The 12,138-nt window shown below is 41.3% G+C and carries 9 protein-coding genes; 6 read left to right on the top strand and 3 right to left on the bottom strand.

The genetic code is table 11. From position 1 onward, the window contains the following. Positions 1–25 precede the first annotated feature (25 nt). The 6 genes from CWB85_RS01450 to CWB85_RS01425 all read left to right on the top strand — a co-directional run bounded on the left by CWB85_RS01450 (position 26) and on the right by CWB85_RS01425 (position 7,280). On the top strand, positions 26–637 hold the full coding sequence (locus CWB85_RS01450) for a hypothetical protein (protein WP_016707318.1): 612 nt from the start codon (positions 26–28) through the stop codon (positions 635–637). Positions 638–711: 74 nt separating this feature from the next. Next, the gene (locus CWB85_RS01445) at positions 712–1,767 is read left to right on the top strand and encodes an agmatine deiminase family protein (RefSeq protein WP_016707319.1); all 1,056 of its coding nucleotides are present in this window, start codon (positions 712–714) and stop codon (positions 1,765–1,767) included. Further along, positions 1,764–2,657, top strand: a complete 894-nt coding sequence (locus CWB85_RS01440) for a carbon-nitrogen hydrolase (protein WP_016707320.1) — start codon at positions 1,764–1,766, stop codon at positions 2,655–2,657. Before CWB85_RS01445 ends, CWB85_RS01440 begins: the two co-directional genes overlap by 4 nt. A gap of 44 nt (positions 2,658–2,701) precedes the next feature. Further along, positions 2,702–6,175: a transcription-repair coupling factor gene (gene mfd, locus CWB85_RS01435; RefSeq protein ID WP_016707321.1), complete on the top strand. Its 3,474-nt coding sequence runs from the start codon at positions 2,702–2,704 to the stop codon at positions 6,173–6,175. Continuing rightward, the gene (locus CWB85_RS01430; protein ID WP_138553882.1) at positions 6,175–7,011 is read left to right on the top strand and encodes a peptidoglycan binding protein CsiV; all 837 of its coding nucleotides are present in this window, start codon (positions 6,175–6,177) and stop codon (positions 7,009–7,011) included. Before mfd ends, CWB85_RS01430 begins: the two co-directional genes overlap by 1 nt. A 17-nt stretch (positions 7,012–7,028) precedes the next feature. Continuing rightward, positions 7,029–7,280, top strand: a complete 252-nt coding sequence (locus tag CWB85_RS01425) for an outer membrane protein assembly factor BamE (protein WP_138553881.1) — start codon at positions 7,029–7,031, stop codon at positions 7,278–7,280. 44 nt (positions 7,281–7,324) lie between these two features. Here the strand turns inward: CWB85_RS01425 and CWB85_RS01420 are convergent, their stop codons facing one another. The 3 genes from CWB85_RS01420 to CWB85_RS01410 form a co-directional block, all read right to left on the bottom strand. Further along, positions 7,325–7,873, bottom strand: a complete 549-nt coding sequence (locus CWB85_RS01420) for an HPP family protein (RefSeq protein WP_029216028.1) — start codon at positions 7,871–7,873, stop codon at positions 7,325–7,327. A gap of 69 nt (positions 7,874–7,942) precedes the next feature. Next, positions 7,943–9,298, bottom strand: coding sequence for a hypothetical protein (locus CWB85_RS01415; RefSeq protein ID WP_138553880.1), 1,356 nt, complete (start codon positions 9,296–9,298; stop codon positions 7,943–7,945). A gap of 114 nt (positions 9,299–9,412) precedes the next feature. After that, positions 9,413–11,995 (bottom strand): TonB-dependent receptor, encoded by a 2,583-nt coding sequence (locus tag CWB85_RS01410; protein WP_138553879.1) that lies wholly within the window; start codon positions 11,993–11,995, stop codon positions 9,413–9,415. Positions 11,996–12,138 lie beyond the last annotated feature (143 nt).

Raw genomic sequence — 12,138 nt, 5'->3', positions numbered from 1 at the left:
GGTTATTACGTTGAGGAGCTTAATTATGAACAGTGAAAAATTAACCGAGTTTGAGCAGTACTTTCAAATAGATGAAAGTAATCGTGTGAACTTGTTTGCTGTTAATGATGACAAAGTTCCTGCTACATTAGCGCAACTAGAAGCAGATATTCCCCCCTTATTTAAACTTGCCAATGAAGTCAGTGAACTTGAACAAAGCTCTCTTAGACCACTGCGTAATTTAGGGGATGTGGCACAAGAACTGGCCGTATTTTTGCAGGCGCAATCACGCAAAATTGACTTAATAATGAGTCATATTTTAGCTTCAGAGCAGCCTGAAGATAATGCTATGTATTGCGATAGTTATGGCGGTGGTGGCGTTAAATTCACCGACACCAAGGCGTATTCTATTGGCCAAGCATTTCGTACGAAACTGTTTTTACAACACGAAGCCTCAGCAATCTATTGCTACACTGAGGTCGTCGCTGTTAATCAAATTGACGATGAACATTACCAATACACACTTCTGTTTAAAGCTATTCGCGATAGCGATCAAGAGCTTGTTGTCCGTGCCAGTTTACATGCACAAACCAGACAACTTAAAAAGCGTCAACAGCAAGAAAGCAATAACTTTGATAATAAACCACCAACTGAGTAACAATAGCGACGAAAAAGCTGACATATGCGACTGAAATGCTAAACTAGCCACACCTTTGTTTGTTTATTAAATTCATGAACTTTAGACTTTTACCCGAATGGGCCGAGCAAGACGCCGTTATGCTCACGTGGCCACACCAAGCCACTGACTGGTGCGACAATTTAACCGCTGTAGAACCAGTATACGTGCAGCTATGCCAACACATCAGTCGTGTTGAGCAGCTAGTTATCATCGCGCATGATGAAGCCTTAAAAATACATATTAGCCAGTTGCTAAGCAACAATAATGTTGATTTAAGTCGTGTACATTTTGTCGTAACACCGTGTAATGATACTTGGGCACGGGATCACGGTCCGCTTACCTGCGCTGCATTAGAAGACAGCAAGCAGCTAAAAATTGTTGATTGCACCTTTAATGGCTGGGGTAATAAATTTACCAGTGATTTAGACAACAAAATAAATGCGACTCTAGTAAAGCAGCTTGCTGCTGCGGCTAATCAATACCAAGCGCTTGATCTAGTTTTGGAAGGCGGTGGCGTTGAGATTGATCAACACGGGGTATTGTTAACCACCAGTGAATGTTTACTTAACCCAAATCGCAATCCGACTCTAACCCAGCAAGACATTGAGCAGTGCCTGCGTGATCAACTAGGCGCTAGCGACTTTTTGTGGGTTGATCACGGTTATTTAGCCGGTGACGATACTGACAGCCACATCGATACTTTAGTGCGCTTTGCACCCAATGATACCTTAGTGTATGTAAAATGTGATGATGAAAGTGATGAGCATTTTACAGCCCTTGCTGCAATGGAAAAACAGCTACAAGGCTTTAAAACGACTGTTGGTGCGCCTTATACGTTAATCGATTTACCGTGGCCAAAAGCCGTTTTTAACGATGAAGGTGATAGATTGCCTGCCACTTATGCTAATTATTTAATTATTAACGGTGCTGTTTTAGTTCCTACCTATGCGGATGAGAATGATAACTTAGCACTTGCGCAAATTCAGGCAGCTTACCCTGATCATCAAATAATAGGCGTTAACTGCTTACCAATTATTCATCAATTTGGTAGTTTACACTGCATTACTATGCAATTACCCCGTGGATTTTTAGCTGGAGCATCAATATGAGCAGCCCTGCAAATTTAACCGTTGCCCTAGTGCAACAAAGTAACAGTGATAATGCCGAACAAAACATGGCTAAATCAATCGCCGGTATTCGCGATGCGGCAAACCAAGGTGCACAACTGGTGGTGTTACAAGAATTACATCGCAGCCTGTACTTTTGTCAAACCGAAGACGTAGATGTCTTTGATTTAGCTGAAACCATCCCAGGTCCAAGCAGTAATACACTCGCTGAGTTAGCAAAAGAGCTGGGGATTGTGATTGTTGCCTCACTATTTGAAAAACGTGCTACCGGTCTTTATCACAATACTGCGGTTGTGCTTGAAAAAGACGGTACCATTGCAGGCAAATACCGCAAAATGCATATTCCTGACGATCCTGGTTTTTATGAAAAATTTTACTTCACACCGGGTGATTTAGGCTTTCAGCCGATTCAAACCTCTGTTGGCAAGCTTGGTGTACTAGTATGTTGGGATCAATGGTTTCCCGAAGCTGCACGCCTAATGGCAATGGCCGGTGCTGAATTATTAATTTACCCAACAGCAATTGGCTGGGATCCCCGTGACGATAACGCAGAGCAAACGCGTCAAAAAGATGCCTGGGTCATTTCGCAACGTGCACACGCGGTTGCCAATGGTGTGCCAGTGATTAGTTGTAACCGTGTTGGTCATGAAAGTGATCCAAGTGGGCAAAGTGACGGTATTCAATTTTGGGGGAATTCATTTATTGCCGGTCCTCAAGGTGAACTGTTAGCTGAAGCCAATAACACCGATGAGCAACTGTTAGTGGTTGAACTTGATCAAAAACGCTCTGAAAATGTTAGACGAATTTGGCCATACCTACGCGACCGTCGTATTGATCATTACCAAGATCTAACCAAAATATATCGCGATTAAGAATAAATTAGCGCCTCAATTGAGGCGCATTAAAGGAGTAGTAAATGGCGTTTGCGCAATGGGCAGCCTTGCCTTGGGTAAAATCTCAAAAAGATAAAATTCAATGGGGGCAACTGACAGGCAGTGGGTTAAGTATCGCCATTGCCCAAGGTGTCAAACAACAAGATGGCTTAGTGCTGATTGTCACCCCTGATACCCCTAGTGCACTGCGCTTAGAAACCGAATTAGAATGCTTACTTCCTGATCATCCGGTCATGATTTTTCCCGACTGGGAAACACTGCCCTATGATCACTTTTCACCGCACCAAGATATTATTTCATCACGTTTAGCCACCTTAAATACGCTAAAAAAAGAACAACAAAGTGTATTAATTGTACCGGTTTCAACCTTGATGTTGCGAACAGCCCCTGCTTCGTTTATTTATGGCTCCACCATTAATTTTAAAGTCGGCGATATTCTGGATACGCACCAGCTGCGTAATAACTTAGAGCAAGCTGGTTACTTACATGTACAACAAGTGATGGAGCATGGTGAGTACGCCATTCGCGGTTCAATTGTTGATTTATACCCGATGGGCAGCCCGCATCCATTTAGACTTGATTTTCTTGATGATGAACTCGACACCATTCGCTTATTTGATGTTGAAAGTCAGCGCTCTGATGAAAAAGTCGAAAAAATTGAGTTATTACCTGCCCATGAGTTTCCGACCAATGAAGCGGACATTGAGCGCTTTAGGATCAACTATCGCGAAAAGTTTGGCGCCAGCTCATCCCAAGATTCTGTGTATATGCAAGTAACCAAAGGCAATTGGCCGGCGGGCATTGAATATTACATGCCGCTGTTTTTCGAGCAACTTGCCACTATCTTTGATTACCTACCAGCGCACACCACCGTGATGCAGTTAGGTGATTTAGAAAATGCAGCCGATCACTTTTGGCATGATGTGAATGTACGTTATGAAAATCGCCGCGTCGATCCCCTCAGACCTTTACTTGAACCGGTTGCCTTATATCAACCGATCAATGAATTGTTTGCCAATTTAGGCAACTTTGCCCGCATTCGCCTTTCGCAAGCAAAGCTGCCTACTAAGGCGGGAAATAAAAATCTCACTACCAGTGAATTACCGGCTGTGCGCATTGATCATAAACTGCATGAACCGTATCAAGCGTTTATCAATTATGTTGCCGCGCAAAAAAAACAAAAAGGCCGTATTTTACTGTCGGTTGAATCAGACGGTCGCAGGGAATCTTTACTCGCCATACTTAAACCCAGTGGTCTAAAATTTAAAGAGTTTTTATCATTCGACGAGTTTGTTAATAGTAGTAGCGATGTAGGGCTGATTGTCAGCCCATTAGAACAAAGCGTCGTGCTAGGCACTAAACCTGTATTATCAATTATTACAGAGCAAGAGTTACTCGGAATTAAAGTATCGCAGCGCCGTCGTCGTAAACATAAATACGAAGCCAGCCAAGATGCGTTAATTCGTAATCTTGCAGAGCTTAAAGTAGGCCAACCTATTGTTCACCTTGATCACGGCGTAGGCCGCTATCAGGGGCTACAGACGATTGATGCAGCAGGTTTGATCACCGAATTTGTTACTATCACCTATGCTAATGATGCAAAACTGTATGTGCCGGTATCAGCACTGCATATGTTAAGTCGTTATTCTGGAGGGGAAGAAGCCAGTGCCCCACTACATAAACTGGGCTCAGATGCATGGGAAAAAGCGAAAAAACGCGCAGCTGAGAAAGTCCGTGATGTGGCAGCTGAATTACTCGACATTTATGCTAAGCGACAAGCAAAACCAGGTAATGCCTTTAAGCTTGATGGCGCAGCTTATCGGGTATTTAGTGATAGTTTTCCGTTTGAAGAAACTGACGATCAACGCAATGCCATCGAGGCTGTGTTAGGCGATATGCAAAGTAAACACGCTATGGACCGACTAGTCTGTGGTGATGTTGGTTTTGGTAAAACAGAAGTTGCCATGCGCGCCGCATTTGTTGCAGTGAACGATAACAAGCAAGTTGCGGTATTAGTTCCAACCACATTACTTGCACAACAACACTATGAAAACTTTAAAGACCGCTTTGCTGATTTACCCATTGAAGTAGGTGTACTGTCTCGCTTTAATTCGCCAAAAGAGCAAAAAGACACCTTAGAAAAAATGGCCAAAGGTACCCTAGACATTGTCATTGGTACCCATAAGCTTATTCAGCAAGATATTATTTTCAAAGACTTAGGCTTATTAATAGTCGACGAAGAGCACCGTTTTGGGGTTCGTCAAAAAGAAAAAATCAAATCATTGCGTGCCGATGTTGATATTTTAACGCTAACGGCAACACCTATCCCACGGACTTTAAACATGGCCATGAGTGGTATGCGTGACTTATCAATCATCGCCACCCCACCTGCGAAACGTTTGGCAGTAAAAACATTTGTTCGCCAACGCGATGCTGATTTAATAAGAGAAGCGGTGCTGCGTGAAATTAAACGCGGCGGCCAAGTGTACTTTTTACATAACAATGTTGAAACTATTGATCGTGTTGCTGAAGAAATTAGCGAGTGGGTGCCAGAAGCAAGCGTTGCCTCTGCGCATGGACAAATGCGCGAACGAGATTTAGAGCAATTGATGAGTGAATTTTATCACCAAAAATATAATGTATTAGTGTGTACTACGATCATCGAAACGGGTATTGATATCCCAACAGCTAATACCATTATTATGGATAGAGCCGATAAACTGGGTTTAGCGCAATTACATCAGCTGCGCGGTCGTGTTGGCCGTAGCCACCATCAAGCCTACGCCTATTTATTAACGGGTAATCCAAAAGCACTGTCCAAAGATGCTGTAAAACGCCTTGAAGCGATAGAGTCTCTCGAAGATTTGGGCGCAGGTTTTGCGCTTGCGACCCATGATTTAGAAATTCGTGGTGCTGGTGAACTATTAGGCGATGACCAATCCGGACAAATGCAAACCATCGGCTTTAGTTTATACATGGAAATGCTAGAGCAAGCGGTGAAAGCCCTACGTGAAGGTAAAGAGCCAACCCTTGAAAACTTACTCCATCAACAAAGTGAAGTCGATTTAAAACTCGCAGCTTTATTACCTGATGACTATATTCATGATGTTAATGCGCGATTAGGAATTTACAAACGAGTTGCCAGCTGCGCTAATATTGATGATATGGATGAATTACAAGTTGAACTGATCGATCGCTTTGGTTTATTGCCTGATGCCACGAAAAACTTGTTTAGTTTGCAGCAGCTCAAACTCAAAGCCAGTGAATTAGGAATTAAGAAAATTGAAGCGAATCCTAAGGGTGGCTATTTCGAGTTTAGCCAACATACTAAGGTTAACCCTAGCTTCATTATAGGTTTGATACAAAGTGCGCCTAAGGTGTACAAAATGGATGGTGCAAATAAGTTGCGCTTTGCGATCAATGAGGCAAATGCCCGTGAACGCTTAAAAATGGTCACTGCAATGATTGCAGATTTCGAAAAAAAGGTTAGCCATTAATGTTGCTTAAAAAATCTCTGATCCTACTGTGCTGCGTATTCAGCAGTGCAGCATTTGCTGAGCGTTGGTTTGAAGTTGAAGTACTCATTTTCAAACAACGCCCTGCCCCTTATCTGCAAGAAGATTTTAGTTTGGAGCAAGATCCAATCAGGGCCAAGCGTAGCCTTGATTTACTGACACCACTTTATAGCGAGCAAGCAAAACAAGACTGTATAAATGGTGACAGCCGTTTTAATTCACAGTCATTAACCGACTCAGTAATTGGTGCCAGTCACTCTAACTTATGTGATGACAGCATTGATTATTTACACAGTTACTCAAGCTTACCAATAAGTCCATTAGCGCCAGCTAAAGACGATATGGAGCAAACCTACTTACTTGCCCCAGAGCAGCTACAATTTAAGTCACAACAACAAGAATTGATACGCAAAGGCCTGAGGCCTTTACTGCATACTGGTTGGCGTTTCGCTGGAGCAAGTCAGTCTCGCTCTGAGCATATCAAACTATTTGCTGGTAAATTATTACGCGCCCCAATCGTTGCCTCTACATCACAATATTCAAATAATGACTTCATTAGTTTAGTGAGTTCGAATCAACCCATTGTCCCCGAAATTGAACAAGCGGCTGATCAATGGGAGTTAGATGGTATCTTTAATATTTACCTGCGCCATTACTTATTTATTAACGCTAGTTTTGATGTTAATGAAAGCCTACCTAATGGTGACATTCAGCATGCTCGATTTTCACAATTTAAGCGGGTAATAAGTGGCGAGATACATTATTTTGATCATCCAAAAATGGGAATGATCGTGCAAATTAGAAAATTTAAACACTAAATAAAGGAAGATAATCAATGAAAAAGTTTTTCATTATTGTGGCAGCATTGAGCCTTGCAGCCTGCTCAAAAGTAAGTTTAGAAAATTACGAAAAGATCGAAATAGGTATGGATAAAACCGAAGTTGAAGCCATCTTAGGGAGTGCAGATAGTTGTGTAGAAAAAACCCTACATACAAACTGCACATGGGGTAATGAGAGTAAAAACATCGAAATTACGCTAGTGTCTGATAAAGTATCTTTATACAGCAAAAACGGTTTAGAGAAGTAAAAATCAAACCAGATGGAACATATCTCCATCTGGTTTTATAAAATCTACCACCAGTATACTGGGTAATGGCGTTTAGGATTGCGTGATAAATTATTAACTAATAACCCCACCAATAACATAATTGCAGCTCCTGATAACACAGGACTTATTACATAGAAATACCCAAGTTTCTGTATCGACTCACCACCGATCACAGCAATCAATGCTGTTGCCCCGCCTGGCGGGTGCAATGTACGGGTTAAATGCATCACTGCTATTGATACTGACACTGCAAGCGCACTGGCCAACATTAAATCGCTGCCTAAAAATTTGGCAACGGTTACTCCTACCAGAGCACTAAAAAAATGGCCACCAATCAAATTGCGTGGTTGAGAAAACTCAGCCAATGGCGCACCATAAATAAGCACTGCAGTAGCCCCTAAAGAGCCAATTAAATATAAGTTACTTAGTGGGTCAAACTGTAAGCTTTTACCAATCATAGCCACTAAGTAAATCCCCAAGAAAGAGCCAAGTAATGACCATAGAATTTTACTCATCGGTTTACGTGGCGGGCATTGGCTTGTTGCTGTCATTCTAGAGATAAGCAGACGCATTGTACTCCCATTAAGGCAGAATAAAGAGGGTGATAATACCTGATAGCGATTGAAAATAGACTAAATTATTTATTCCATTTCGCTATAAATAAGCTCAATGTTAACTATTTTACTTCTGTTTAAAGTGATCTTATAACGTTGGTATTTTATCTCCTGAGCACTTTGATAAGAAACCACCACATTCAATTGGTATCTACGCTCTACACTTTGTTTAGATATCTTATTATTATCAATATGATATAGCTTACCTTCACCCTTTTTTAAGTTACGCGTAAATGCAGCTAAACTGAACTGTAAATTCTGTTGCAAACTATCATAGCCAGGTAAAAACTCTTTAGCGCTCACCCGAATCTCACTGGCAAAATGCAACCACTGCGCCGCTTGTTTATTTTGCTGGCGCCGCTTTGAAAATATCTTTCTAACATCCTCAGGAATATGCCTAAAACGGGTATATTCAAGCCATATATATTGTGTGGCTATTTTGTCTTTAGTAACGCTATTACGAAATTGAAATCGCCATTTGGGCCGTCCTTTTACTATTGCTCGCCAAATTACTCGGGTAATATCTTCTTTAAAAATTTCCCGCATACCATAAATGGCACCTAAAATAATCACTAAGGTAGCTGTCACTTCAGTAAACGAAATCCGGGCATTCAGTACAACCACCATCACAAATGCCATTATGATTGCGGTAACAGTGCCTTTAACGAGTCGTTTTAAATAGCTGTTAAGGTGACGAGTACTCCGGTTCAACACCACCCCATGCTCAATCAAACGCTGTAATAAGCGCATTTTATTAGTAAGTCGATTAGCATCAAGCAACGTCGATTCTGAGTTATATTGTTGTTCATGGCGATAGTTTTGCTCAGCTTTACAAAAATTCATCAGCTCAGTGCGCTCTTTGGCGTAATCACTACTGCGTGGCCCTTCATCAAGTAACTTTAAAAATGACTGCTCAATATGCCAGCTTAAATAGTTGTCAGCATTGGTGTAAAACGAAATCAGCTTCTCGTCATCAGGGGTATAACGTCTTAATTTTTTTAGTAAGCCCTGGCTTAACTCACACAACTCAATGGCCCGCTGATAGAATTCATCAAGCTCTTTAATCTTTAATGTATCTTTAATATCTGTATCAATTGCTAAGCGCACTTGATAGCAATAGAGGTTAAGATTTTGCCGGTAATCTTGCTGTTCGCCTTTATTTTTACTGACAAAACGACTACGCACTAAAGGTAAATGGATATTATTGGCGTTATAGGCTAAATGCGATTTAAAGTGATTATTAAAATACGCTTCTTCAGTGAGCGTTTGTGGGTTGATCCCCATTTCATTAGGGATAGAAAAGTACAAGTCAATACGCTGTTCAGAGCGCGGACTCAGTTCTGGTTCGATAATAAAGGATAAGTTTTCATCCTGTTTTAACAATCAACTCTCCTAAAAAAATTTAGATACGTTTAGTTTACTGTTACACCTGTGTTTGTTCAATAAAAAAGGCCTAGTAAAAACTAGGCCTTAGAAAGAATCAAAGTCAGTTACTGATTAGAATTTAACATTCACACCAGCGAAGAAACGACGACCTAATGTATCGTACGAGTATGCATCTGTATTTGCATCAGTATAACCTGTGTAATAAGGCGGTTGCTTATCAAATAAGTTATTTACGCCAGCGTTTACAGAGACTGTGTCATTAATCATGTAAGAACCGCTAATGTCGCTGTATACAACATCTGGTGTAGATGGAGTGCTACATACGCTTGTCTCAGATAGACATGCATAGCTGTCCATTCCTGCAATATAGCGCATTTGGTACTGTGCATCCCAATTATCGCCAGCAACACCTACAGTTAGGTTTGACTTGATATCTGAGTAGCCACCTTCACCACCAGTAACTAAACCAGCATAATCAATTGTCGTATCAAGTACTTCAACGCTATATTCATCTAAGTATGTAACGTCTAAAGCTGTACGCCATGCTAAGCCTGCAGCATCAAATCGATATGCAAAGTTTACGTCATAACCTTTAGTGTTTTCTTTACCAATGTTTTGTAACTGGTTATTAAAGCTAATACGGCCAGTTTGTTGGTTAAAGTTAATGTTTGATGACTGACAAAGTGGTGAATCTTGGTTTTGATAACCACCCGTGTCTTCATTTAGACAGGTTTGCACTATGTATTGATTATTAACACTCGCAATCGCATTTTCGATTTCAATGTCGTAGTAATCAACAGTCATTGAGAAGCCATCAAACCACTCTGGTGCATATACAAAACCTAACGTTACTGTATCAGCTTCTTCAGGTGTTAACATGCTATTACCGCCAACTGTTACTTCAGCTTGGTCTTGCGCATTTGGGAATTCAACCTGCTCATATGAAGGAGAATCACCTTGATATAACTCAGAAACTGAAGGCGCACGGAATGCAGTTGAACGAACACCACGTAGCATTAGTTCATCATTTACACGCCAAGTTAAACCTAGTTTCCATGTTTCATCTGAACCAAATGTACTGTAGTCAAACGCACGAACAGCAACACTCAAATCAACACTTTCTGCTAAGAAAGCATCAGCAAGTAAAGGAACTGCAAGCTCTAAATACGCTTCATTAACGTCAAAACGACCACCAGTAGGCTCTACACGTGGGTCATTTGCAAGACCTTGTGATGTTAGTGAATCAGGAATGTACCATGCTTTTTCTTCACGACGCTCAACACCCGCAGCAAAAGCCATATAGCCTGCTGGTAATTCCATAACATCGCCAGTTAGTGCTGCTGAGATCATGAATAACTGGCTACCGCCTGAGTTATTTTCAGTATATACATATTGACCTAGGCTATCAGGCTTCCAAGAGTCTTGTGAAATTGGATCAAAAGTACCTGCTGTGATTGCGTCTTGGATTGAACCCATGTTGTGTAGGTTTGCAAGACGGTCTACAGAGTCATTACGACCAAATAGTACAGAGGTATCCCACTCCCAACCATTATCTAAGAAACCGTTTACACCAACAACTGAGCGAACAGTATCAACGGCTTGAGAGAACTCACGAGGACCTGTATCAGTCATACGACGACCGTATGAAACTTCATCACCATAGTTCACACCTGAATCAACAAGTGAGCTATTCATGTTATCTGTGTAAGTGAAATCAAACCAGATTGGTTGTGATGCCATTTGCTGCTCTGACCAACGCTTAGAGTATGTAAACTCTGAATATAAACGTGTTTCATCAGTTATATCAAAATGACCAATACCTGTTAGGTTTAAGCGTTTCATTGGTGTAAATAAGTAGCTATCTGGAGCAAAGTTATATGCATCTTGCTCATCAGTGTAGTTATGCCAACCACCACCTTCTTCACCTTGAAGGCTTAAATCACCTGACCATACATGGCCATTTGGCGTGTATGAAGAGCCACCACAGTATTTTTCGCCTTCATCAGTTTCATAAATTGCACACTTTGAAAAGTCACGATCACCTTGAGATGCTTCACCACGGTCAGTATATTGTAAACCGATTACAACATTACCACGGTCAAAAGAACCACCTAAAGTTAAATCAAATGATGTTTCTTCTGCATCACCTTCACCTGTGATAGCAGAGTTAAGGTTCATATCTAAACCTTCGAAATCATCTTTTAAGATAATGTTTACAACACCTGCAACCGCATCAGTACCATATACAGCCGAGGCGCCGTCTTTTAATACTTCAACTTGCTTGATCATTGATACTGGAATGGTATTTAAGTCAACAGTAGATGCTGCACCAGTACCCGATGCAATCATACGGCGACCGTTTACAAGTACTAATGTACGCTGTGAACCAAGACCACGTAAGTCAACACGTGCGTTACCACCAGAACCATTGTTGATACCTGGGTTTGTCATTGCGCCGCCAGTAGCGGTCATTTTTTGTAAAACGCTATCGATGCTGGTTGCACCCATTGCTTTAATATCATCTGCACCTATCAAAGTTACTGGGCTTGACGTTTCCATGTCTGTGCGTTTAATACGAGAACCCGTTACTTGGATTTTTTCGATTGATTGTGCTGCTTCATCTGCAGCTATAACACTTGTTGAGAACATCGGAATGGCTGCAAAAACAGCTAAACTAAGAATAGATTTTTTCATTTGAAACCCTACTTGTTGGAAAAATACCTTGCTCAGGTAGTGCTCGTTATTATTAGAATCACGAGTCAACGGAGGGCAACTTAGGTGGATTTAACTGAACGAAAACTGAATGGGCGGACAATAAATGCCACAGCCATTTTAAA

The sequence above is a fragment of the Pseudoalteromonas sp. S1727 genome, from assembly GCF_005886375.1.
Lineage (GTDB): Bacteria > Pseudomonadota > Gammaproteobacteria > Enterobacterales > Alteromonadaceae > Pseudoalteromonas > Pseudoalteromonas haloplanktis.
Note: the sequence above shows the minus strand (reverse complement) of the source record. Positions and strands in the feature narration are given on the sequence as shown.